Genomic DNA, 26,066 nt, shown 5'->3' with positions numbered 1-26,066 from the left:
CATTCTCAATTCGTTGGGGGGATCGTCGGGGTGCGGGTTTAGCGTCACGCTGCTGTAGCTGGTGAGTGGGTTTGTGGTACGCATTCGAGCCCCCCTCTCCCACCCCGGACAGCACGGTGCGCCCGGCACCGGACCAGCCGCCGGTCAGACCAGTCGTCGGTCTCAGGTTAGCCGTCGGGTGATCAGTTCGAGCACGGTGGCCGCGTGTTCATTGAGGTAGAAGTGGCCGCCCGGGAAGACCCGTAGCTCGAAGGCGCCGGTGGTGTGGTCCCGCCATGCCTCGGCCTCCGTGACGGTCACCTCGGTGTCCTGGTCACCGACCAGGGCGAGTACCGGGCTGCGCAGCGGCGGCCCGGGCCGGTGCCGGTAGGACTCGACCGCACGGTAGTCGCAGCGGGTCGCCGGCAGGATCATGTTGAGCATGTCCACGTCGTCCAGCAGCTCGCTGCCGGTACCGCTGAGCCGGGCCAGTTCCGCGCGTAAGCCGTGGTCGTCGAGACGGTGCACACTGGTCTCCCGATGCCGCGACGGCGCGCGTCGACCGGAGGCGATCAGCGCGGCCGGTGTGGTGCCGTCGCGTTCCAACCGGCGCGCGACCTCGTAGCCGACCATCGCGCCCATGCTGTGCCCGAACAGGGCCAGGGGCCGGTCGCGCCAGTCGGCCAGCTCCGCGGTGACCAGATCGGCGAGTCGTTCGATGTCGTCGATGCCGGGCTCGTGCCGCCGGTCCTGGCGTCCCGGATACTGGATGGCCAGCACGTCCACCGAGGCTGGTACGCCTCGGGCGACCGGCAGGTAGTACGAAGCCGACCCTCCCGCGTGCGGGAAGCACACCAGTCGGGTGGCGGCGTCCGGCTTCGGCCGGAACCGGCGGACCCACGAGGTCGTGGCCGAGGTCAAGGGGACTCCGATCGCCGTACCAGCAAATGGTGTGACCGTGACAGGCCGGCGGCGGGGGTGGCAACCCGTGCTCACCCCTAGCGGCGGTGCGGGGCTGATCTGGGGTTGTCCGGCGTTCTGGCCGCTGGCACCGTCGGAACCGACACCGTGGGTCCCGGCACCGGCCGGATCCGATGCGGTACGGGGCGGACACGGTGAGGTCGGCGAGGTGTGAACATGGCAGTGGCTGCGCACGACAAGGGACTCGTGCCGTTCGGGGAGTACCAGACGTGGTACCGGGTGACCAGACCGGCCGGCGCGGGCCGGCCGGCGCTGGTCGTGGTGCACGGCGGTCCGGGCAGCACCCACGACTACCTGCTGAACCTGGCCGGGCTGGCCGAACACGGCTGGCCGGTGGTGCACTACGACCAGATCGGCAACGGCGGCTCCACCCGCCTGCCCGACCGGGGCGCCGACTTCTGGACCGTCGAGCTGTTCCTCGCCGAGCTGGACAACCTGCTGCGCTCGCTCGGTGTCGCCGACGACTACGTGTTGTTCGGCCATTCGTGGGGTGGCCCGCTGGTGGCCCGGCACGCGGCGACCCGTCCGGCCGGGCTGCGCGGCCTGGTCGTCGCCAACGCGCCGGCTTCGTATCCACTGTGGCTGCAGGAGGCGCGACGGCTGCGCCAGGCGTTGCCGGCCGGGGTGAACGAGACCCTGCTCCGCCACGAGCAGGCGGGGACCACCGACAGCCAGGAGTACTTCACCGCCATGCGGGTGTTCTACGACCGGCACGTCTGCCGGGTCACGCCGTGGCCACGGGACTATCTGGCGTCGTTCATGGAGATCGCGAACGACCCGACGGTGTACCTGACCATGAACGGCCCGAGCGAGTTCCACGTCATCGGTACGCTGCGGGACTGGTCCGTCGTCGACTGCCTGGCCGACATCCGGGTGCCCACCCTGGTGCTGTCCGGCCGGCACGACGAGGCGACCCCGGCGACGTTGCAGCCGTACCTGGACCGGGTGCCCGGTGCCCGGTGGGTGGTCTTCGAGGAGTCCAGTCACCTGCCGCACCTGGAGGAGCCGGAGCGCTTCGCCGAGGTGCTGCTGGAGTTCCTCACCGAACTGAAGGGGGAGGGCACGCATGGCTGAGGGGCGTACCGCGCTGGTGTTCCCGGGCATGGGACCCACCGGCTTCGCCGAGGTCGGCCGGTTCATGCTGGCCAACCCGTACGCGCGGGAGCTGACCGCGACCGCCGACGAGGTCCTCGGATACCCGTTGCTGGAGCGCTACCGCACCGGCGGCGACTACTCGGAGGCCGCGCAGGTGGCCTTCTTTGTCAACTGCCTGGCGCTGGCCCGCTGGAGCGAGCAGGGCGGGACGGTGCCGGACTTCTGCGTCGGGCCGAGCTTCGGTGAGAAGCCGCTGATCGCCTACGTCGGCGCGTTGCCGGTACCGCAGGCCATCTGGCTTACCGCGCAGCTGGCCCGTCGGATGGAGGAGTACTTCGCCACCGAGCACCGTGACGTGGTGACACACTCGTTCACCCGTACACCGGAGCCGCTGCTGCGGGAGGTGCTCGACGAGCTCGCCGGGCAAGGGGAGTGGCACGAGATCTCCTGCTACGTGGATCATGACTTCCACATGCTGTCGCTGCGGGAACACATGCTCGACTGGCTGGCGGCGAGGCTGCGGTCGGCGGGCGGACTCCCGCTCTACACGATGCGTCCGCCGATGCACTGCGCCGCCTTCGCGCCGTTGCGCGACATCGTGGCGCGGGAGGTGCTCGACGGGCTTGAGTTCGCCGACCCGGCGGTGCCGGTCGTCGCCGATCAGGACGGCACGCTGGTCACCACCGGAGCGGGGGTGCGCCAGATGCTGCTGGACAGCTTCGTCCGGCCGCTGCGTTGGCCCGACGTGGTCGCATCGCTTCGTACGCGGGGCGTGCGTGAGGTGCGCGTCTGCGGGCCCGACCGGTTGTTCGGCCGGGTGCGGGCGACCACTGCGGCGTTCGAGGTGGTCGCTGTCACGCCCCGGCTTGCCCTGCAGCCGAGACGGTCCACCGCGGCGGTCTGAAACGGCCGGGCCGGCGGTCACCGGTGACCGGGGCGGAGAACCGTCGGCGCTTCGCCGGATCCCGGCCGGATCCGGTGCGGACCGCAACCCGGATCCGGCCGGACCTGGCAGCTCAGGCGGCCTGCATCCGGACCGCCGACAGCGTCGTCCAGAGCACCTCCGGGGTAGCGAACGACTCCATCGCCAACGCCTCGTCGGTGAACCGCACCGTGTACGCCGACTCGATCGCGGCGAGCAGTTCGACGGTCCCGAGTGAATCGAGACCGAAATCACGCAGCGAGCTTTCCGGCGACAGCTTCTCGTCGTCGCCGATGAATGGCAGGTGTTGGCGGAGCAGTGTCTCGAACTGGTCGTCCCACATGATGGCGACTCCGATTGAAGAAATCCTGCTGGTCTGATTGATCCTACCATTTCGCATCGACGATGCGAGCTGAAAAGATGGGGGTAAAAAATGGACGAAGCTGCCATTGGCGTCTTGTCGGCACGATTCATGCGAGGGCTGGAGACCGCCCCGGACCAGCCGGCGATCCGGATCAATTCCGACACGCTCAGTTATGCCGAGGCGCACCGGACGGCACTGCGCTGGGCGGCGGTGCTGACCGAGCACGCCGGGGGGCGACCCGCTCCGGTCGGGGTCCTGGCGGCGGGCAGCATTCCGGCGTACGTCGGGATCCTCGCCGCCCTGTACGCCGGCGCCACGGTCGTTCCGCTGCATCCCGACTTCCCGCCGGCCCGTACCCGGGCCATGCTCGACGCCGCCGGCGTCACCGTCGTGGTGACCGACGAGCCGGCGGTGGCCGGCCTGCCCGCGTCGCTACCGGCCGGTCGGGACGTCGCGGTCCTGGTCGCCGGGCAGGACCCGCAGCCCCGGTCGCCGCTGCGGATGCTGCCCGGCCGGTCCGGGCGGCCGCTGCCCGCGCCGCGACCGGTGCTGCCCGGCGACGCCGCGTACATGCTGTTCACCTCCGGGTCGACCGGGCGACCGAAGGGGGTGCCGATCACCCATGCCAGTCTGGCCCACTACTTCCGCCTGCTGGACCAGCGCTACGACTTCGACAGCGCCGACGTGTTCTCGCAGACGTTCGACCTGAACTTCGACTGCGCCATGTTCGACCTGTTCTGCGCCTGGGGAGCCGGAGCACAGCTGCTGCGGGTACCCGGGCAGGCCTACCGGGACCTGCCCGGCTTCCTCGCCGCTCACCAGGTGTCCGTCTGGTTCTCCACCCCCAGCAGCATCGGGCTGGTTCGTCGCCTGGGCGGCCTCGGCGCGGGCTCGCTGCCGACGCTGCGGCGCAGCTTCTTCGCCGGTGAGGCACTGCGCTGCCGGGACGCGGCACACTGGCAGGACGCGGCGGTCAACTCCACCGTGGAGAATCTGTACGGGCCGACCGAACTGACCATCACCGTCACCCGGCACCGCTACGGGGCCGGGTCGCATCAGCTGGCCGTCAACGGTGTCGTGCCGATCGGGCCACTGCACGACGGGCACGAGCAGTTGCTGGTGGACGAGGCCGGACAGCCGGTTGCCGACGAGGGGGAGCTGTGGGTGAGCGGGCCGCAACTGGCTCCCGGCTACCTCGATCCGGCCGACGGCGACGGACGCTTCGTCGTCCGCGACGGGCGGACCTGGTACCGCACCGGCGACCGGGTACGCCGCACCTCCGGCGGCGAACTGCTCTACCTCGGTCGACTCGACGCCCAGGTGCAGGTGCACGGGTGGCGGGTCGAACTCGCCGAGATCGAACACGCGGTACGCGGCTGCGTCGGCGTCGACGACGCGGCCGTCCTCGACGTCACGGTGGACGACACGACCGAGCTGGTCGTGTTCTACACCGGGCGACCGGCCGCGGTGGTCGAACTGACCCGGCAGCTGCGGCAGAGCCTGCCGCAGCGACTGGTGCCCCGGAGCTACGAACACCGCGACGAGCTGCCGCTGAATGCCAACCGCAAGGTGGACCGACCGGCGCTCCGGGCCCGGGCGAGGGAAATGGTGACCGGATTCCCCAAGCTGGCACCCGCCTGAGTAGGGGCTGGTAGGGGATCCCGAAGTCGTCCACCGGGGGTTATCTTTCTGTCGGCTGATCCCGGTCGGCGGATCCGATCGGCTGATTCGGTCCGGGTGCTGGACAGCAATTCCGCGACGGCGCCTCCAGTCTTTTCCAGGCGGCAGGAGTGCGGTTTTGGACGACGATCTGGTTCACTCGTTGCTGGACGTGGCCGAGGCGGTCGCCCCGACCCGGCCCGCCGTACGCGACGCGGTCGGTGCCTGGACCTACGCCGAGCTGCACGAGCACAGCCACGCGGTCGACGCCTGGCTGCACGACCGGGGGGTGGGCCCCGGTGACCGGGTGCTGGTGCAGGCCCAGACCACCCGCGAGCTGGTCGCGATGTTCTTCGGGGTCTCCCGGCGCGGCGCGACCTTCGTTCCGATCAATCCCGCGACGAAGGCGTTCCACCTCGCGGCGGTGGTCGCCAACGCCGAACCCCGCCTGGTGGTCGCCGACCGGGCCAACGCCGAGACGCTGCGCTCGCTCACCCGGCTGCCGGTGCACGAGACCGGGACGGTGTGGCCACAGGTGCACGCAGGTGCCGGGCGACGGCTCACCCGTACGGCGACGCCGGCGGCCACCGACGCGGCCGCCCTGATCTACACCTCCGGCAGCACCGCCGCGCCCAAGGCAGTCGTCACCCCGCATGCCCAGACCACGTTCGCCGTACGGGCGTTGCGCGACGCGCTCGGCTACCGCCCGGACGACGTGGTGTTCTGCCGCTTCCCGATGTCCTGGGACTACGGGCTGCACAAGGTGCTGATGACCTGTGCGGCGCAGGCCGAGGTGGTGCTCGCCGGCACCGAGTCGGACCTGGCGTTGCTCGACCGGATGCGGCAGACCGCCACGACCGTGGTTCCGGTGGTGCCGTCACTCGCCGCCATGATCGTCACGCTGGCCCGGCGCGCCGCCGGACCGCTGCCGCCGGTGCGGATGTTCACCAACACCGGCGCCGCGCTGCCGCAGCCGACGATCGAGCAGCTCCGCGCGGCCTTCCCCGGTGCCCGGGTGGTCCGCCAGTTCGGCCAGACCGAGTGCAAGCGCATCTCGGTGATGCCCCCGGAACAGGACCGGGAACGCCCCGACTCGGTGGGGCGCCCGCTCGCCGGCACCGAGGTGCTGATCCTCGACCCGGACGGGCGGAGCGTGCCGCCCGGTGAGACCGGCGAGATCGTGGTCACCGGCCCGCACGTCATGGCCGGCTACTGGCGGTCGCCGGAGCAGACTGCCCGGACGTTCCGGCCGGACCCGCGCACTGGGCAAATCCGGCTGCACACCGGCGACTACGGCCGTCTCGACGAGGACGGCTACCTCTACTTCGCCGGCCGGCGCGACGAGATGTTCAAGCGCAAGGGGATTCGGATGAGCACAGTGGAGATCGAAGCCGCCGCGATGGACGTTCCGGGCGTGCGGGCGGCCGTCGCGGTGCCGCCCACCCCGCACCGCGACCTCGCCCTCTGCGTGGTCTCCGATCTGGCCCCGCACGTGGTGCTCCGGGAACTGGCCCGGCGGCTGGAGCCGGCGAAGGTGCCGGCGACCTGCCGGGTGCTCGACGAACTGCCGCTGAACCACCACGGCAAGAACGAGAGAGGGAAGCTCGCCATGATCCTGGACGAGGCGCTGTCGTGAGCACGGCCACCTGGTACGTGGAACTTGCCGAGCGGTACGGCACCCCGCTGTACCTCTACGACCTGGACCGGATCGAGTCCGCCCGGCGGGACCTGCTGGCCAGCCTGCCCGAACCGATCGAGCTGTTCTACGCGGTCAAGGCCAACCCGCACCCGCAGGTGGCCGCAGCGGTCGCCGCGGACCGGGTCCGCGCGGAGATCAGCTCCACCGGCGAGCTGGCGGTCGCCCTCGCCGCCGGCTTCAACGCCGGGCACTGCCTCTACACCGGACCGGGCAAGACCACCGGTGAGCTGACCGAGGCTATCGGCCGGGGCGTGCGGACGTTCTCGGTGGAATCTCCCGGCGACCTCCGGCGCATCGGTACGGTGGCCAGCCGGCACGGCGTGGTCGCCCGGTGCCTGCTACGCATCAACAGCGCCAGCGCGCGGGCGTCGACGAGTATCCGGATGACCGGGGCGCCGTCGCAGTTCGGTATCGACAGCGAGACCCTGCCCGACCTGCTGCCCGAGCTGCGCGAGGTGGCCGGCACCGACATCGTCGGTGCCCACTTCTTCCCGCTGAGCAACGCCCGTGACGAGGCGAGCCTGATCAGCGAGTTCCAGCACACCGTCACCCTCGCGGCGCAACTGCACGACGAACTCGGTCTGCCGGTGCGGCTGCTGGACATCGGTGGCGGCTTCGCCGCGCCGTACGCGGTGCCGGGCAGCCGCCCGAGGTACGACAAGGTGCGTGTCGAGCTGGAGAACGCGCTCGATGCCAGCTTCGCCGGCTGGCGCCACGGTACGCCGGGCGTCGCCTGTGAGTCCGGGCGCTACCTCGTCGGGGACAGCGGCACCCTGCTCTGCTCGGTGGTCAACCTCAAGACGAGCCGGGGCCGGCGGTTCGTGATCCTCGACGGCGGAATCAACACCTTCGGCGGCATGTCCGGGCTGGGCCGGCTGCTACCGGTGGCGGTCCAGCTCGACGAGGACGCCCCGGCCGGTACCGCGAGTCTGGTCGGGCCGCTGTGCACCCCGGGCGACGTGCTCGGCCGCGACGTCGACGTGCCGGAGCTCGCCCCCGGCGACGTGGTGGCGATCCCGAACGCGGGTGCGTACGGGCCGACAGCCAGCCTGCTGGCCTTCCTGAGCCGTCCGGCCCCGGTCGAGGTGGTCGTCCAGGGCCGCCGGGTCGTTTCCGTGTCGCGCCTGGAATACCACCGTGACCACGGCCCGTGGACATGAACCCGGCCGGCCGGGTACGCCAGGCCACCCGGCCCGGACCTCCGACGGTGCTCGTCAGCGGGCTCTCCTCGGACGCGCACACCTGGAATCTGGTCTTCCTGGAGCTGCTGCTCGCCGAGCTCGGGTACCGGGTGACCAACCTCGGGGCGTGCGTGCCCGACGAACTTCTCGTCCGCGAGTGCCTGGACCGGGCACCCGAGCTGCTCGTGCTGAGCAGCGTCAACGGGCACGGCCACCTCGACGGGGCGCGGGTGGTCCGCCGGCTGCGCGGTCTGCCGTCACTGGCGGGCCTGCCGATCGTGATCGGCGGCAAGCTCGGGGTGGCCGGCGGGCTGACCGCCGCGCAGCGCGACGAGCTGGTCCGGGCCGGCTGCGACGGGGTGTTCGAGGAGAACGCCGAGACCGTCACCGCGTTCCGCCGGTTCCTCGACACGCTGCCCGTCCGGGCGATCCGGTGACCTCGACCGGTTCACCGGTGACGCCGGTGACCACGACCGGTCCACCGGTCGCGGCGACGGCCGGCGACCGGGTCCGGATCGGCCTCGGCGAGTTCGTCCGCGCCGCGTGGGCCGCCGGGAACCTGGTGGTGCAGCCGAGGATGGGCTTCGGTAGCCCGGAGTCGATGCGCAGCGGGTTGCGGGCCACCAAGGCCGTGCCGGCGACCACCGTGGGCACGATCACCCTGGACAGCTACACCCGGGTCGGTGACCTCGCCGCCGCCGAGCGGGCCGTCCTCGCCGGCGCGGATCTCAACGGCTACCCCATCGTCAGTCATCCGGTGCACGTGACCCGGGCCGTTCTCGACGGGGTACGCGACAGCGGGTTCCCGGTCCAGCTGCGCCACGGCTCGGCGACTCCGCAGCACATCTTCGCCGCGCTGATCGCCGCCGGCCTGGACGCCACCGAAGGCGGACCGGTCTCATACTGTCTGCCGTACGGACGGGTGCCGCTGGAAGAGTCCGTGCGTAGTTGGGCACAGTGCTGTGAGTTCTTCGCCCACCTGCGCGAGCACGCGCCGGTCGAGCCCAACCTGGAGACGTTCGGCGGCTGCATGCTCGGCCAGCTCTGCCCACCCAGCCAACTGGTGGCGCTCAGCGTGCTGGAGGCGATGTTCTTCCGCCAGTACGGGGTACGCAGCGTGGCGGTCAGCTACGCCCAGCAGACGAACCCGCGCCAGGACGAGGAGGCAATCTTCGCGTTGCGCCGGCTCTGCGCCGAGCTGCTCGACGACATCGACTGGCACGTGGTCGTCTACACGTACATGGGGGTGTACCCGACCACGCCGTGGGGTGCGCGGCGGCTGCTCGCCGAAGCCGTGGCGCTGGCCCGGGCCACCGGGTCCGAGCGGCTGATCGTCAAGACGGTCGTGGAGTCGCAGCGGATCCCGACCATCGCCGAGAACGTCGACGCGCTCGAATTCGCCGGTGCCGCCGCCCGCACCCGACCCGCACCGCGGCCGAGCGTCGACCCGGCCGCCGACTCGCAGACCTACCAGGAGGCGCGCGCCATGGTGGAGGCGATCAGCGACCTCGACGGCGACCTCGGTCGTGCGTTGCTGCACAGCTTCAAACGCGGCTACCTGGACATCCCGTACTGCCTGCATCCGGACAACCTCGGCCGGACCCGCAGCTACCTGGACGTGGACGGGGCCCTGAGGTGGGCGGACACCGGGCTGCTTCCGATCGGTCATCTGGTGCCACGCCGGCAGCGGCGGCAGGTGAGCTCGGCCGGGCTGCTGGACGCGCTCGGCTACGTGCGACGCAAGTACGACACGGCAGGAAGTGAGTTGCGATGACGGCAGTCGACCGGCAGGTCCGCCGGTATCCGTTCCCGATGCAGCGCACCGAGGTGTCGCCGATGTACGCGACACTGCGCCGCAGCGAACCCGTCAGCCGGGTGCAGCTGCCCTACGGTGAGCCGGCCTGGTTGGCCACCCGGCACCGGGACGTCAGGACCGTACTGTCCGATCCGCGGTTCAGCCGTGCCGTCGCACAGGGCCTCGACCAGCCACGGATGCGGGTCGAGAACATGAACGACGGCATCATGGGGATGGACCCGCCGGACCACACGCGACTGCGCCGGCTGGCGATGAAGGCGTTCACCGCCCGGCGGGTCGAGAAGATGCGCGTCACTGTCGAGCGGATCACCACCGAGCTGCTGGACGCGATGGTGGCCGGCGGCCAGCCGGCCGACCTGGTGACGCACTTCGCGCGGCCGTTGCCGGTGACCGTCATCTGCGGGTTGCTCGGGGTGCCCTTCGAGGACTATCCGAAGTTCACCCGTTGGACCGAGGCGTTCACCAACGACGAGTCGGCGTCGACCGGTGTTCTCGCCACGGTCGGCCCGGAGATGGACGCCTACTTCGCCGAGCTGGTCGCCCAGCGTCGTCGGCGGCCTACCGACGACCTGCTGGGCGCCCTGGTCCGGGCCCGCGACGACGGTGACAAGCTGACCGAGACCGAGCTGATCGACCTGGCCGGTGCCGGCCTGCTCACCGCCGGCACCGAGACGGTCTCCTGCGGACTGCCGAGCTTCGTCTACACGCTGCTGCGGCATCCGCAGGCGCTGGCGCGGCTGCGCGCCGAGCCGGACCTGATGCCGTCGGCGGTCGAGGAGCTGCTGCGGTTCGTGCCGATCAACACGGCGGCGATGTTCGCCCGCTACGCGCTGGAGGACGTGGAGCTGTCCGGTGTCACGGTACGCGCCGGTGAACCCGTCCTGCCGTCGTTGGCGGCGGCCAACCGTGACCCGGACGTGTTCACGGATCCGGACCGCCTCGACCTGACCCGGGCGACGAACCCGCACGTGACATTCGGCTACGGGCCACATCTGTGCATCGGGGCGCAACTGGCCCGGTTGGAGTTGCAGGTCGCCCTGCGTGCCCTGCTCGACCGGTTCCCACGACTCGACGTCACCGACGATCTGGAGTGGAAGTTCGGCGTGATCGTACGCGGTCCGGCCACTCTGCCGATCACCTGGTGAGGGGTCGCTAGGGGTCCTGCGGTGGACTGCCCGTCACTAGCATCGAGCCAAGTCCTCGCATTCGCTTTGCCGCTTCAGTTGTGGAGTGCCCGGATGAACATCCAGCCCGAGAGCGTCGTCGACGACACCACCGGCAGCTCGGGCGGTGTCGCCGGGTTCCGTACCCGGTTGGCCGGGTTGCCCCCGGTGGAGCAGCACCGCCTGGTGCTCGAGCTGGTGTGCGTCGCGACCACCCAGGTCATCTCGCAGGTCCAGCCTGATGCGCCGGCCGAGGTGGACCCGGTGCTGCCCTTCCAGGACCTCGGGTTCGACTCGCTCGCCGCGGTCGAGCTGCACGAGCGGCTGACCGCCGCCACCGGCCTGGCGCTGCCGGTGACCCTGGCGTTCGACCACCCGACCCCGCAGGCCGTCGCCGATCTCGTGGTGCGGCAGCTGGTCGGCGCGCCCGTCGACGCCCGGCCGGTACGCCCCCGACGCGACGGCGCGGACGAACCGATCGCGATCGTCGGCATCGGCTGCCGCTACCCCGGCGGGGTGTTCTCCGCTGCCGACCTGTGGCAGCTTGTCGCCGACGGCCGGCACGTGATCGGGGAGTTCCCGACCGACCGGGGCTGGGACCTGGCCGGACTGTTCGACCCGGACCCCGACCGGCCGGGTACCAGCTACGTGCGCCACGGCGCCTTCCTCGACACCGCCGCCGAGTTCGACGCCGACTTCTTCGGCATCGGCCCGCGCGAGGCGTCGGCGATGGATCCGCAGCAGCGGCTGGTGCTGGAGACGTCGTGGATCGCGCTGGAACATGCCGGGATCGACCCCATGTCACTGCGCGGCAGCCGGACCGGGGTGTTCGTCGGCGCCGAGCCGCAGGAGTACGGACCACGACTGTACGAGGCCCCGGCCGGGCTGGACGGCTACCTGCTCGCCGGCAACGCGCCGAGCGTGGTCGCCGGGCGGGTGGCGTACACCCTGGGGTTGCACGGCCCCACCCTGACCGTGGACACCGCCTGCTCAGGGTCCCTGGTCGCGCTGCACCTGGCCAGCCAGGCCCTGCGCACCGGCGAGGCGTCGCTGGCGCTGGCCGGCGGGGTCGCGGTGATGGGCAGCCCCGGCACCTTCACCGCGTTCAGCCGCCAACGCGGCCTGGCCCCCGACGGCCGCTGCAAACCGTTCGCCGACGCCGCCGACGGCACCGGGTTCGCCGAGGGCGTCGGGATCCTCGTCCTGGAACGGCTCGGTGAGGCGCGCCGCCGTGGACACCGGGTTCTCGCCGTGCTGCGCGGCTCGGCGGTCAACTCCGACGGGGCGAGCAACGGGCTGACCGCCCCCAGCGGGCCCGCGCAGCAACAGGTGATCGCGGCGGCGCTGGCCGACGCCGGACTCGTCCCGGGTGACGTCGACGCCGTCGAGGCGCACGGCACCGGCACCAGGCTCGGCGACCCGATCGAGGCCCAGGCGCTGCTCGCGGCGTACGGTCAGGAGCGGGACGAACCACTGTGGATCGGTTCGCTCAAGTCCAACATCGGCCACACCCAGGCGGCGGCCGGGGTGGCGGGCGTGATCAAGATGATCATGGCCCTGCGGCACTCGCTGCTGCCCGCGACCCTGCACGTCGACCGCCCTACGCCGCGGGTGGACTGGACCGCCGGCGCGGTCGCGCTGCTGACCGACGCCCGCCCCTGGCCGGCACTGCCCCGTCCGCGCCGCGCCGGGATCTCCTCGTTCGGTGTGAGCGGCACCAACGCCCACGTCATCGTCGAAGAGGCCGACGCCGAGACCGCCGAGGCCGCCGAGGCCGGCGAGACCGGTGAGGCCGGCGAGACCGCCGGGGGCGGTGAGACCGGCGAGACCGCCGGGGCGGGCGAACCGGCGGGCCAGGAAGCGCCCACGGTGCTGCCCCTGGTGCTATCGGCCCGCAGCGCGCCGGCGTTGCGGGCGCAGGCCGGTCAGCTGCTGCCGTTGCTGCGGGCCGGGACATCGCTGCCCGACACCGCGTACGCGCTGGCCACCACCCGCGCCGCGCTGGAACACCGGGCCGTGGTGCTCGCCGCCGACGCGCCCGAGGCGGTACGGGGCCTGGAAGCGTTGGCCACCGGCGAGACGACCGGCTCCGGAGTCTATGTCGGACGGACGATCGGCGGCCGGGTCGCGTACCTGTTCACCGGTCAGGGTGCCCAGTGCCTCGCCGCCGGGCAGGCCCTCGCCCGGCGGTTCCCCGCGTTCGCGCGGGCCTTCGCCGACGCGGCCGACCAGGTCGACGTCCACCTGGACCGACCGCTGCGCTCCATCCTGACCGGCGACGACCGGGCCCTCCTCGACCAGACCCGGTACGCCCAGGCCGCGATCTTCGTCACCGAGGTGGCGTTGTACCGGCTGCTGGAGTCGTGGGGGCTCCGCCCCGACTACGTACTGGGCCACTCGGTCGGCGAGCTGGCCGCCGCCCACGTCGCCGGGGTGCTCACCCTGGCCGACGCGGCGCTGCTGGTGACCGCCCGGGGCGAGCTCATGCAGGCGTTGCCCGTCGGCGGAGCGATGGTCGCCATCGAGGCGGCACCCGACGAACTGCCCGCCGACGTGAGCGTCGCGGCCGTCAACGGTCCGCGCTCGCTGGTCATCTCCGGCGACGAACGGACGGTCACCCAGGTTGCCGAAACCTTCGCCGCACAGGGCCGCCGGATCCACCCGCTGCGGGTGTCACACGCCTTCCACTCCGCCCGGATGGACCCGATGCTCGCGCCGTACCGCCAGTTCGCCCAGGTGGTCGACTTCGCGCCGGCCCGGATCCCGATGGTGTCGACGGTGACCGGCGCGCTGATCGGCGACGACGAACTGGCCGACCCCGAGTACTGGGTACGGCAGGTGCGTCAGAGCGTCCAGTTCGCCGATGGCATGGCCGCGCTGGCCGCCGCCGGGGTGCGCACCTTCGTCGAACTCGGCCCGGACGCGGTGCTCAGCGCGCTCGGCCCGGCCTGCCTGCCCGACGGCCGCGACGACGTCTCCCTCGTCGCCACCCTGCGGCCGGGCCGCGACGAGGTCCGAGACCTGGTCGGGGTGCTCGCCCACCTGCACCAGCGCGGTGCGTCGGTGGAGTGGCCGGCCGTGTTCGGTGGGCAGGTGAACCACCGGGTCGAGCTGCCCACGTATCCGTTCCAGCGTCGCCGGCACTGGCTCACGCCACCCGGCCCGCGCCGCGACGCGGCCGCACTCGGCCAGGCCGACGCCGAACATCCGCTGCTCGGCGCGGCGGTCCGGCTCGCCGACGGCGACCGTACGCTGCTCACCGGCCGGATCTCGGCGCAGACCCATCCCTGGTTGGCCGACCACATCGTCGCCGGTGCGACCCTGCTGCCCGCCACCGCCTTCGTCGAACTCGCCGGACACGCCGGCGCGCTGCTGGGCAGCCCGACGGTGGCCGAACTGACCCTGCACGCGCCGCTGGTCCTGGCCGACGGGGCGGCAACCGCACTGCAGATCATGGTCGGTCCCGACCAGGGTGACGGCCGGCGTAGCGTCACGATCCACTCCTGCGGCGAAGCCGTGACCAGCGGCAGCCGCTGGCTGCAGCACGTCAGTGGCACCCTGGCGGCGGCCGCGCCGGCCGCACCCACCGAAGCCGACTGGGCGGTGACGTGGCCACCGCCCGGTGCCGAACCGGTCGACCTGTCCGACTGGTACGAGCGGCTCGCCGCCCAGGGCTACCAGTACGGCGACAGCTTCCGTGGGCTGCGGGCCGCCTGGCGCGCGGCAGGCGAGGCGTTCCTGCACGTCGAGCTTCCCGAGCCGGTCCACGCCGAGGGCTACCGGCTGCATCCGGCCCTGCTCGACGCGGCGCTGCAGGCCACCGAGCTGGCGACCGACTCGCAGCCGGCCCAGCCGGGCGGTGCCGGGCAGATCCGGTTGCCGTTCGCCTGGCGCCACGTGTCCGCCCTGACCACCGGCGCGCGCGCCCTGCGGGTGCGGGTCACCTCGGCCGGCGAGCACGGCGTGTCGATCGAGGCCGTCGACGCCACCGGCGCGCCCGTGGCGAACGTCGAGTCCTTCGTCACCCGTCCCGCCGACCCCGCCCGGCTGGCCGTACCGACCGGCGGCGGCCAGCTCTACCGGGTGAACTGGATTCCGGTCGGCCCGGCGCAGCGGCCGCTCTCGTACGTGGTGCTCGACCAGGTCCGGCAACTGCCCGACGTGCTGCCGCAGGTCGTGGTGCTGCCGGTGCGCGCCGCCGGCATCGGAGCCGAGGCGGTCCGCACCGCCTGCGACGAGACGCTGGCGGTGATCCGGTCGTGGCTGACCGACCCCCGTACGGCCGGATGCCGGCTGGCCATCGTGACCGCCGGCGGAAACAGCCTCGACGGTGATCCCACCGGCACCGTCGACCCTGCCCACGGTGGCGTGCACGGCCTGGTCCGTGCGGCCCAGGCCGAACACCCCGGCAGGTTCCTGCTGCTCGACGTCGTCGCCACCGACGCCAGCGGCCTGGCCGCCGCGCTCGCCGCCGCCGTCGCCGCGGACGAACCTCAGGTCGCGGTTCGCGCCGGCGCGGTGCTGGCGCCCCGGCTGGCCCTCGCCCCGCCGGCGGAACCACTCCCGTCCGTTCCGACCGTCGGAGCCGCCCCCGCTGACGGCGCCGTCCGCAACGGTCGGTCGGGCCGGCTCGATCCGGCCGGCACGGTGCTGATCACCGGTGGCACCGGCGGTGTCGGGGCCGTCCTCGCCGAGCATCTGGTCCGTGCGCACGGGATACGGCACCTGCTGCTGGTCAGCCGGAGCGGCCCGCAGGCCGCCGGAGCCGGGGACCTGACCGCCAGCCTGGCCGAGTTGGGTGCCAGCGCGCACGTCGCCGCCTGCGACGTGTCCGACCGGTCCGCCCTCGCCGCGCTGCTCGACGGCATCGCCCCCGAGCACCCACTGACCGCGGTGGTGCACGCCGCCGGCGTGCTCGACGACGGGCTCGTCGACACCCTCACCGGGCAGCGGATGGAGGCCGTCGCCGCCGCGAAGGCGTACGCCGCCTGGCATCTGCACGAGCTGACCCGGGAGCTGCCGCTGGCCTGGTTCGTGCTCTGCTCGTCGGCCGCCGGTCACCTTGACGGTGCCGGCCAGGCGAATTACGCGGCCGCGAACGCCGCGCTGGACGCCCTCGCCGCCTACCGTCGTGACGCCGGCCTGCCCGCGCTCAGTCTGGCGTGGGGGCTGTGGGCACATGCCGGTGGCATGGGGGACCGGCTGGACGCCGCCGCCCGGCGACGTATCGAACGGTCCGGTCTGCCCGGCATGTCCATCCAGGACAATCTAGAGCTGTTCGACGCGGCGTTGCGCGTACCGGCGGCGACGCTGCTGCCGCTGCGGCTCGACCCGGCCGCGCTGCGGGCCAGGCCGGACGGTGTGCCGCCGCTGCTGCGTCAGATCGTCCCGGTGGTCCTCCCAGGCGGGAACCGGTCGACAGCCGCGACCGGCGCCGTGGCGTCCGGCACCGCGACGCCGGACGGGCGTCCGGCACCGAACGGAGTCGCGGCCGACTGGGCACGGCTCGCCCCGGCCGAGCGGCAGCGCGCCGTACTCACCCTGGTCCGACGCCTCGCGGCCGCCGTCCTCGGGCACAGCGGTGCCGAGGCCGTCGAGCCCGACCGGCCGTTCAGCGAGGTCGGGTTCGACTCGCTGGCCGCCGTGGAGCTGCGCAACCTGCTCACCACCGAGACCGGGTTCACCCTGCCGGCCACGCTCGTCTTCGACTACCCGACCCCTCAGGCGCTGGCTGTCTACCTGGTCGACAAGGCGGTGCCGGTCGCCGACGCGCCGGCAGCCGCGCCGGACACCGTCACCGCCGCCACCGACGAGCCGATCGCGATCGTCGCGATGGCGTGCCGGTATCCGGGCGACGTGGCGTCACCGGAGCAGCTGTGGCGCCTGGTCGCCGACGGGGTGGACGCGGTCAGCGAGTTCCCCACCGACCGGGGGTGGCAGCTCGAGCAGATCTACCACCCTGAGCCGGGGCAACCTGGCCGCAGCTACGTCAACCAGGGCGGATTCCTGCACGACGCGGCCATGTTCGATCCGGAGTTCTTCGGGATCAGTCCGCGGGAGGCAGCCGCGATGGATCCGCAGCAGCGCCTGCTGCTGGAGATCACCTGGGAGGCGGTCGAACGCGCCGGGATCAACCCGCACTCGTTGCGCGGATCCCGTACCGGGGTGTTCGCCGGCGTCATGTACCACGACTGGGGCACCCGGCTCGGGCAGGTCTCCGAGGAGATCGCGGGCTACCTGGGCAACGGCAGCCTGGCGAGCGTGGTGTCCGGCCGGATCGCGTACACCTTCGGCTTCGAAGGGCCCGCCGTCACCGTCGACACCGCCTGCTCCTCGTCGCTGGTCGCGCTGCACTGGGCGGCGCGGGCGCTACGGCAGGGGGAGTGTACGTTGGCCCTGGCCGGCGGGGTGACCGTCATGTCCACACCCGACACGTTCATCGACTTCAGTCGTCAGCGCGGGCTGGCCGGCGACGGCCGCTGCAAGTCGTTCGCCGCGGCGGCGGACGGCACCGGCTGGGGCGAGGGCGCCGGTGTGCTGCTGCTGGAGCGGTTGTCGGACGCCCAGCGCAACAACCATCCGGTGCTGGCGGTCATCCGAGGTTCGGCGGTCAACTCCGACGGCGCCAGCAACGGACTGACCGCGCCGAACGGCCCGTCCCAGGAACGGGTGATCCACGACGCGCTGACCAGTGCCGGGCTGAGCCTGGTGGACGTCGACGCCGTCGAGGCACACGGCACCGGCACCACCCTGGGCGACCCGATCGAGGCGCAGGCGCTGATCAACACCTATGGGCAGCACCGGCGCGACGACCGGCCGCTGTGGCTCGGCTCGATCAAGTCGAACCTCGGCCACACCCAGGCGGCCGCCGGCGTCGCCGGGGTGATCAAGATGGTCCAGGCGATGCGGCACGCCGAACTGCCGCGGACCCTGCACGTGGACCAGCCGTCGGCACAGGTCGACTGGTCGGCGGGCGAGGTGCGACTGCTGGCGCGGGCGCGCCCGTGGCCGGCACCGGACGGCCTGCGGCGGGCGGCGGTGTCGTCGTTCGGTATCAGCGGCACGAACGCCCACGTGATCCTCGAGCAGGCGCCGGCGCCGGTGCCGGCACCCGCGTCGGCCGACCCGGGACCAGCTCACGCCGGGGTGGTGCCGCTGGTGCTGTCCGCGCGTGACTCCGCCGCGCTGCGGGAGCTCGCGCGGCGGCTGGTGCCCGTGGTGGAGTCCGGTGTGCCACTGACCGACGTGGCTCGGGCGCTGGCCGGTACGCGGGCGGTGTTCCCGCACCGGGCCGTGGTACTGGCCGAGAACCCGGTGGACGCCACCGCCGGACTACGGGCGGTCGCCACCGGCGGAACCGCCGCACAGGTGGCCGTGGGTTCGGTGACCGGTGCCGGCGAGGTCGGCTTCGTGTTCCCCGGCCAGGGTTCGCAGCGGCCGCGGATGGGCCGTGGGCTGTACCACCGGTTCGATGTGTTCGCGGCGGCGTTCGACGAGGCGTGCGCGGTCTTCGACGAGCTGGGGCTGCCGTTGCGTGACGCACTGCTCGGCGAGACGGACGACTGGCTGGACCAGACCGCGTACGTACAGCCGGCGTTGTTCGCGGTGGAGGTGGCGCTGAGCCGGCTGCTGCGTTCGTGGGCGGTGAACCCGGACGTGGTGCTGGGCCACTCGGTGGGCGAACTGGCGGCGGCGGTGGTCTCCGGCGCGCTGTCGCTCACCGACGGCTGCCGGGTGGCGGCGCACCGGGGCCGGTTGATGCAGCGGCTACCCGAGGGCGGAGCGATGGCGGCGGTGGGCGCCGCCGAGGACGTGGTGCGACCGTTGCTGGGCGACGGCGTGTGGCTGGCGGCGGTCAACGGGCCGTCGGCGGTGGTGCTGTCCGGGTCGCGCCCGGCGGTGGAGTCGGCCGTGGAGCGGCTGCCGGCGGGGACCCCGGTCTCCTGGCTGCGGGTGTCCCACGCCTTCCACTCCGGGCTGATGGAACCGGTTCTGGCTGACTTCCGGCAGGTCGTGGCGCAGGTGGCGAGCCGACCGCTGACGGTGTCGGCGGTGTCGTCGGTCTCCGGCGTCGCGGTCGACGACCAGTGGGGCGAGCCGGACTACTGGGTCGACCAGATCCGGCGGCCGGTACGGTTCGGCGACGCGGTGACCAGCGCGGTCGACACCGGCGTCGCGACGTTCGTGGAGGTCGGACCCGGTGCGGCGCTGTCCGGTCTGGTCGCCACGATCGCCGCCGGCGCCGAGGTGGTGCCGGTGCTGCGTACCGGGGCCGACGAGGTGGAGTCGGTGCTGTCCGGCGTCGCCCGGCTGTGGGTACGCGGTGCCACGGTCGATTGGGACGCGGTGCTGCCGCCCGGGGCTGACACCGGCAGCGGCCGTGGACCTGTCGACCTGCCCACCTATCCGTTCCAGCGCAAGCGTTACTGGTTGACGGCCAGCACCGACCCGACCGGCGTGGGCCAGACCCCGGTGCGGCACCCGATGCTCGCGGCGGTGCTGCCGCTGGCCGGCGCGGGTGTCGTACTGACCGGGCAGCTGGACCCGGCCATGCAGCCGTGGCTCGCCGACCATCAGGTACTCGACACCGTGCTGCTGCCCGGCACGGCGTTCGTCGAACTCGCGCTGCGCGCCGGGGCGCAGGTGGACCATCCGGTCCTCGGTGAGCTGACCCTGCAGGCACCGCTGCCGCTGAACGGAGCCGACGGTGCGGTCGTCCAGATCGTCGTCGACCGCCCCGGGTCCGACGGGTGCTCGATATCCATCCACTCGCGCCCCGCCAACGCTGCCGCTGACGCCACCTGGACCCGGCACGCGACCGGGACCATGCGGCCCGCGACGACCGCAACCGGCGGCGGTGCCACCGGTGCCGCGCTGACCGAGTGGCCGCCCGCCGGGGCCACCGCGATCGACGTGACCGCGGCCTACGATCAGCTCGCCGACCGCGGCTACGACTACGGGCCGGCCTTCCAGGGACTGCAGGCCGCGTGGCGGCGCGGCGACGAGATCTTCGCCGAGGTCACCCTCCCCGCCGACACCGCCAGCACCGGTTACGGACTGCACCCGGCGCTGCTGGACGCCGCGATGCACGCCGACCTGCTCGCGGGTGGACCGACCCTGCTGCCGTTCGTCTGGAACGACGTCGTGCTGCACCGGTCCGGCGCGTCCGAACTGCGGGTACGCATCACCCGCCTGCGCGGCGACGAGCTGTCCTCGATCGACGTCGCGGACGTCACCGGCCAGCCGGTGGCGAGCATCGGCACCCTGGTTTCTCGACCCGTCGCGCCGGCCCAGCTGGCCGCACCGGCCGGTCAGCAGCTGCACACCGTCGAGTGGACAACGGTGTCCGGCGGGGATCCGGTCCCCGACGACGGATGGCACACGATCGGCGTGCCGTACGGCACCGAACCGGCCTGGCCTGATCCGGCAGCCCTGCTGGCGGCGGTCGACGACGGAACCCCGGCACCCCGGATGCTGGTGCTGCGCGTACCCGACCGGGACGGGGCGGGCCTGATGCCGCAGGCGGCCCGGGCAGCGGTCGGGACGACGCTGGCCGTCGCGCAGGCGTTCGTCGCCGACCACCGGTTCGACGCGACCCGGTTGACCGTCGTGACCGACAGGGCGGTGCGGCTGCCCACCGACGCCGACCCGGCGCTGGCCCACGCCGGGGTGTGGGGGCTGGTCCGGGCGGCGGCGCAGGAGCAGCCGGGCCGGTTCCAGCTGATCGACCTGGACAGTGGGGACGCGACGGCCGTCGCTGGACTGCGGGCGGGGCTCGCCGGCGACGAGCCGGAGCTGGCGGTACGGGACGGGCGCTGTTTCGTGCCCCGGTTGAGCCGCTACCCGGCTGGTGCCGCCGCCACGGCGACCTGGGATCCCGATGGCACGGTGCTGGTCACTGGTGGTACGGGTGGTCTGGGTGGTCTGGTGGCGCGGCATCTGGTGCGGGTGCACGGGGTGCGGCATCTGGTGCTGGTGGGTCGGCGTGGGTCGGGTGCGCCGGGTGTGGGGGAGTTGTGTGCTGAGTTGTCGGGGTTGGGGGCGCGGGTCAGGGTTGTCGGGTGTGATGTGGCGGACCGGGGTGCGGTGGCGGGTGTGTTGGCGGGGATCGATGTTGATCATCCGTTGACGGCGGTGGTGCACGCCGCCGGTGTCGCTGACGCCGGCACGCTGACCACCTTGACCCCGGACGCGGTGTCCGCCGTGTTCGGCCCCAAGGTGGACGCCGCCTGGCACCTGCACGAGCTGACCCGGGAGCTGCCGCTGGCCGCGTTCGTGCTGTTCTCTTCCGCTGGCGGGCTGGTGCTGGCCGCCGGTCAGGGCACCTACGCGGCGGCCAACACGGTCCTCGACCAGCTGGCGGAGTACCGGGCGGCGCACGGGCTGCCGGCGACGGCGATGGCCTGGGGGATGTGGAACGAAGCCACCGGGATGGGCGCGCCGGACCAAGCCGCCCTGCACCGGATGTCCCGGCTCGGGATGCCCGCGCTGGACCGCGGTGACGCGCTGGCGCTGTTCGACGCCGCGCTGGCCGCCGGCGTGCCGGCGATCGTTCCGCTCCAGGTGGACCGGGCGGCGCTGCGCGCCAGGTCCGAGGTGCCGGCGCTGCTGCGTAACCTGGCCGGGCGATCCGTTCACGACGGTGACCGACCGTCGGCCCGCCGTGGCGTTTCCCGACTCGCCGAGCTACCCGCCGAGCAACGCGAGCAGGCGTTGCTCGACCGGGTCCGGGTGGAGGTCGCCGGAGTGCTCGGGTACGACGGCCCGGACGCCGTCGCGCCCGGCCGGGCGTTCCGCGATCTGGGGTTCGACTCGCTCGCCGCGGTCGAGCTGCGTAACCAGCTCGCCACGGCGACCGGGCTGACCCTGCCGGCCACCCTGGTGTTCGACCACCCCACTCCCGCCGCCGTGGCGCGGTTGCTGGCGGACAGGCTCACACCCGTCGACCAGCCGCCGACGGACCCGTCGACCGCCGACGGCGCACCGGCCGACACGACCACGGCGTCGCCGGTCGCCGGCGCCCCGACCACCGTCGAGGATCCGATCGTGATCGTGGGGATGGCCTGCCGCTACCCCGGCGGGGTGAACTCGCCGGCCGACCTGTGGCGGCTGGTCGTCGACGAGGTCGACGCGATCGCGCCGCTGCCCACCGACCGGGGCTGGGACGTCGACGGCGTCTACCACCCGGAACCGGGCACACCGGGCCGCAGCTACGTGCGGGAAGGTGGCTTCCTGGACGACGCGGCCGGCTTCGATCCGGACTTCTTCGGCATCGGCCGTCGTGAGGCGATCGCCATGGATCCGCAGCAGCGCCTGCTGCTGGAGACCGCCTGGGAGGCCGTCGAACGCGCCGGGATCGACCCCCGTGCCCTACGCGGCAGCGCGACCGGCGTCTTCGCCGGCGTGATGTACGACGACTACGGCACCCGGTTGCACAACCCACCCGAGGACGTCGTGCCGTACCTGACCAACGGCAGCTCCGCCAGTGTGCTGTCCGGTCGGGTGGCGTACCACCTGGGTCTGGAGGGGCCGGCGGTGTCGGTGGACACGGCGTGTTCGTCGTCGTTGGTGGCGTTGCATCTGGCGGTCAACGCGTTGCGGTCGGGTGAGTGTGAGCTGGCCCTGGCCGGCGGGGTGACGGTGATGTCCACCCCGGAGGTCTTCGTCGACTTCAGCCAGCAGCGTGGTCTTGCGCCGGACGGGCGGTGCAAGTCGTTCTCGGATGACGCGGACGGGACGGCGTGGTCGGAGGGGGTTGGTGTGTTGGTGGTGGAGCGGTTGTCGGATGCGCGGCGTCGTGGTCATGGGGTGTTGGCGGTGGTGCGGGGTAGTGCGGTGGGTTCGGATGGTGCGTCGAACGGGTTGACGGCGCCGTCGGGTCCGGCGCAGGAGCGGGTGATTCGGCGGGCGTTGGCGGTGGCGGGTGTGTCGGCGGGGGGTGTGGATGTGGTGGAGGCGCATGGTACGGGGACGCGGTTGGGGGATCCGATCGAGGCGCAGGCGTTGTTGGCGACGTATGGGCGGGGTCGGGACGCGGATCGTCCGTTGTGGTTGGGGTCGTTGAAGTCGAACATCGGTCATGCGCAGGCGGCGGCGGGTGTGGGTGGTGTGATCAAGATGGTGATGGCGTTGCGGGCGGGGGTGTTGCCGCGGTCGTTGCACGTGTCGGAGCCGTCGTCGCATGTGGACTGGTCGGCGGGTGGGGTGCGGCTGTTGACCATGGCGCGGCCGTGGCCGGGTACCGACGGACCGCGTCGGGCGGGGGTGTCGTCGTTCGGGTTGAGTGGGACGAACGCGCATGTGATCGTGGAGGAGGCGCCGGGGGATGTGGCTGTGGGTTGGGGGGTGGAGCCGCCGACGCACCACTTCGACCACCAGCGGCTGTGGCTGGAGGACGGCCCCGGCAAGAGCGACTTCGGTGCGGCCGGACTGGAACCGCTGAACCATCCGCTGCTGTCGGCCGTGGTGGCGATGCCGGACACCGGCGGGCTGACGCTGACCGGACGGATCTCCGTTGCCGGCCAGCCCTGGCTGGCCGACCATCGGGTGCTCGGCAGGGTACTGCTGCCCGGCACCGCCTTCGTCGAACTCGCCACCCGGGCCGGCGACCAGGTCGGCTGCGCGTACCTGGAGGAACTGACCCAACTGGCGCCGCTGGTGGTGCCCGACGGCGCGGCCCTGGCCCTGCGGGTCGTGCTCGGCGCGGCCGACGACACCGGTCGCCGGCCGGTGTCGGTGTACTCCCGGCCGCAGCGGCCCGACGCGTCCGACGGGTGGACCAGGCACGCCACCGGGACCCTCGCCCCGGACGCCCCGCCCACCGTGACCGCACCCGACCAGTGGCCGCCGACCGGTGCCCGGCCGGTCGATCTGGACACCGTGTACGACGACTTCGCTTCCCTGGGGTACGGGTTCGGGCCCACGTTCCGGGGACTGCGCGCACTGTGGCGGCGCGACGCCGAGGTCTTCGCCGAGGTCGTGCTGCCCGACAGCGCGGACGCCGGGGCGTTCGGGCTGCATCCGGCGCTGCTGGACGCCGCCGTGCAGGCCGCGGACTTCCTGGTCGAGGGCGGACCCCGGGCGATCACCCAGACCCGGGTGCCGTTCGCCTGGACCGGCGTCGCGGTGCACGCCGCCGGAGCGGGCGCGGTGCGGGTGCACGCCCGCGCCCTGCAGCCGGACGGCGTTGTGGCGCTGGACGTCACCGACCTCGCCGGCCAGCCGGTGGCGGCGGTGGGGGCGCTGACCCCCCGGCCATTGACGCCGGAGCAACTCACCGACGGCGACGAGCCACTGTACGACCTGGTGTGGCGGGGTTGTGAGCCGCCGGCAACCGGTGGTGGTCGGCGGGTGGTGCTCGGTGCCGACCAGCCTGACCTGGATGCCCTCGCTGCGGTGATCGACGCCGGTGAGCCGGCACCGGATCTTGTCGTGCTGACCTGCCGGGCGGGCGACGACGGCGCCGTACCGCAGCGGGTCCGTGAGGTGACCCACCGGACACTCGCCACGGTCCAGCGGTGGCTGGCCGACGAGCGTTTCGCCGGGGCCAGGCTGGTGGTACTCACCCAGGGCGCCGTCGAACCGGTCACCGACCTGGCCCAGGCGCCGGTGTGGGGCCTGGTCCGGGCCGCACAGGCGGAGAATCCGGACCGGTTCGTCCTGGTCGACAGTGACTCCGGCGAGCTGCCGGCCCTGCCGTCCGACGAACCCGAGTTGCTGGTACGCAACGGCGAACTGCGGGTACCGAGGCTGGCACGGGCCGAGGTGGGTGACGCGACCGCGGCCTGGCCGAGGCACGGCACGGTCCTGGTCACCGGTGGCACCGGAGCCCTGGGAGCGCTGGTCGCACGTCACCTGGTCACCCGGCACGGCGTGCGCCGCCTGCTGCTGACCAGCCGCCGTGGCCGGCAGGCGCCCGCGGCGAACCGCCTTGTCACGACCCTCACCGAGCTCGGCGCAGAGGTGTCGGTGGTGGCCTGCGACGTCGCCGACCGCGATGCGCTGGCCGACCTGCTCGCCCAGATCCCGGCCGCGCACCCGTTGACGGCCGTGGTGCACACCGCCGGTGTGCTCGACGACGGGGTCGTCACCGGCCTCACCCCGCAGCGGATCGACGCTGTTCTCCGTCCCAAGGTCGATGCCGCGTGGCACCTGCACGAGCTCACCGCCGACCGGGACCTGTCGGCGTTCGTGTTGTTCTCCTCGGCCTCGGGCGTGCTGGACGGCGGCGGCCAGGGCAGCTACGCGGCAGCCAACGTGTTCCTCGACGCGCTCGCCCGGCTGCGTCGGTCCCATGCACTGCCCGCAGTTTCGGTCGCCTGGGGACTGTGGGCGGACGATTCCGAACTGGCCTCCAGCGCGATGACCAGCCAGCTGGCCGCCGGCGACATCGAGCGGCTGCGTCGACTCGGCGTCACCGCGATCGCCCCGGCCGACGGGCTCGCGCTGCTGGACCGCGCGGTCGCCGCTGCCCGGCCGGTGGCGGTCGCCGTGCAGTTGGACACCGCCGCCGTACGGGCCCGTGCCGCTGACGTACCGGCGGTGCTGCGTGATCTGGCCGGCCCGGCCGCCCGCCCGGTCCCGGTCGCCGCAGCCGACGTACCTCTGCGGCAGCGGCTGGCGGCGATGGGCGCCGCCGACCGGGAGCGGACCATGCTCGACCTGGTCCGGTCCCACGTCGTCGCCGTTCTCGGCCGTTCCGACCCGCGCACCGTCGACCCGGACAAGGGGTTCCTCGACCTGGGACTGGACTCGTTGGCCGCGCTCGAACTACGTAACCGGCTCGCGACGGCCACCGGCCAGCGGCTGCCGGCGACGTTGGTGTTCGACCAGCCGACCGCCAACCTGCTCGCGGCGTACCTGCGCACCGAACTGCTCGGTGCCGAGCCCGAGCCCGCCGACGGTCCGGACCCGGACGAGGAACGGTTGCGGGCGGCCCTGGCGGCGGTCCCGCTGGCCGCGATCCGTCAGGCGGGGATCCTCGACACCCTGCTCGCGCTCGCCGGCACCGCGGCCGCGCCGGGCACCGCCGGTCCGGCCGGCGACGGCGACGGTTCGCTCCGCGACGGCGGCGTACCGCACGACACCGGCCGCGACGCGGCCGAGCGGTCCGCGATCGACGCCGAATCGATCCGGGCCATGAACGTGGACGACCTGGTACGCGCCGCGCTCGGTCGGGGCGATGCCGGCAACTCGGAGGGCTGAGGC

General features: G+C 72.9%; 10 protein-coding genes and 1 pseudogene. 9 read left to right on the top strand and 2 right to left on the bottom strand.

The window, feature by feature from the left end; translation table 11 throughout:
* Positions 1 to 162: 162 nt before the first annotated feature.
* A complete protein-coding gene (locus ACXAHD_RS10595; protein ID WP_281553688.1) occupies positions 163 to 900 on the bottom strand; it encodes a thioesterase II family protein in 738 nt (245 codons plus the stop codon).
* Positions 901 to 1,116: 216 nt separating this feature from the next.
* Here ACXAHD_RS10595 and ACXAHD_RS10590 point away from each other — a divergent pair, with 216 nt between their 5' ends.
* Both ACXAHD_RS10590 and ACXAHD_RS10585 read left to right on the top strand, forming a co-directional pair.
* Entirely contained in the window at positions 1,117 to 2,034 is a 918-nt protein-coding gene (locus ACXAHD_RS10590; protein WP_281553689.1) for a proline iminopeptidase-family hydrolase, read from the top strand.
* Positions 2,027 to 2,959, top strand: a complete 933-nt coding sequence (locus ACXAHD_RS10585) for an ACP S-malonyltransferase (protein ID WP_281553690.1) — start codon at positions 2,027 to 2,029, stop codon at positions 2,957 to 2,959. The genes ACXAHD_RS10590 and ACXAHD_RS10585 overlap by 8 nt, the downstream gene beginning before the upstream one ends.
* 112 nt (positions 2,960 to 3,071) lie before the next feature.
* On the opposite strand, the gene ACXAHD_RS10580 is transcribed toward ACXAHD_RS10585, so the two are convergent.
* Positions 3,072 to 3,320, bottom strand: coding sequence for an acyl carrier protein (locus tag ACXAHD_RS10580; RefSeq protein ID WP_281553691.1), 249 nt, complete (start codon positions 3,318 to 3,320; stop codon positions 3,072 to 3,074).
* A gap of 114 nt (positions 3,321 to 3,434) precedes the next feature.
* On the opposite strand from ACXAHD_RS10580, the gene ACXAHD_RS10575 reads away from it, so the two are divergent.
* From ACXAHD_RS10575 to ACXAHD_RS10545, 7 genes and pseudogenes are all read left to right on the top strand, one after another.
* Positions 3,435 to 4,982 (top strand): AMP-binding protein, encoded by a 1,548-nt coding sequence (locus tag ACXAHD_RS10575; protein ID WP_475050091.1) that lies wholly within the window; start codon positions 3,435 to 3,437, stop codon positions 4,980 to 4,982.
* A gap of 157 nt (positions 4,983 to 5,139) precedes the next feature.
* On the top strand, positions 5,140 to 6,636 hold the full coding sequence (locus tag ACXAHD_RS10570; RefSeq protein ID WP_281553693.1) for an AMP-binding protein: 1,497 nt from the start codon (positions 5,140 to 5,142) through the stop codon (positions 6,634 to 6,636).
* Positions 6,633 to 7,859: a type III PLP-dependent enzyme domain-containing protein gene (locus ACXAHD_RS10565; protein ID WP_475050088.1), complete on the top strand. Its 1,227-nt coding sequence runs from the start codon at positions 6,633 to 6,635 to the stop codon at positions 7,857 to 7,859. The genes ACXAHD_RS10570 and ACXAHD_RS10565 overlap by 4 nt, the downstream gene beginning before the upstream one ends.
* A complete protein-coding gene (locus ACXAHD_RS10560) occupies positions 7,856 to 8,317 on the top strand; it encodes a cobalamin B12-binding domain-containing protein (protein ID WP_289213715.1) in 462 nt (153 codons plus the stop codon). Before ACXAHD_RS10565 ends, ACXAHD_RS10560 begins: the two co-directional genes overlap by 4 nt.
* Before the next feature lie 77 nt (positions 8,318 to 8,394).
* Positions 8,395 to 9,654 (top strand): methylaspartate mutase, encoded by a 1,260-nt coding sequence (locus ACXAHD_RS10555; protein ID WP_475050095.1) that lies wholly within the window; start codon positions 8,395 to 8,397, stop codon positions 9,652 to 9,654.
* A complete protein-coding gene (locus tag ACXAHD_RS10550; protein WP_281553695.1) occupies positions 9,651 to 10,841 on the top strand; it encodes a cytochrome P450 in 1,191 nt (396 codons plus the stop codon). Before ACXAHD_RS10555 ends, ACXAHD_RS10550 begins: the two co-directional genes overlap by 4 nt.
* Before the next feature lie 291 nt (positions 10,842 to 11,132).
* Positions 11,133 to 26,063 (top strand): annotated as a pseudogene (locus ACXAHD_RS10545) (SDR family NAD(P)-dependent oxidoreductase); the annotation flags it as partial.
* Between the last annotated feature and the right edge of the window lie 3 nt (positions 26,064 to 26,066).

The organism is Micromonospora sp. ABR4_055 (genome assembly GCF_056160425.1).
This window is presented reverse-complemented; position numbering and strand designations above follow the sequence as displayed.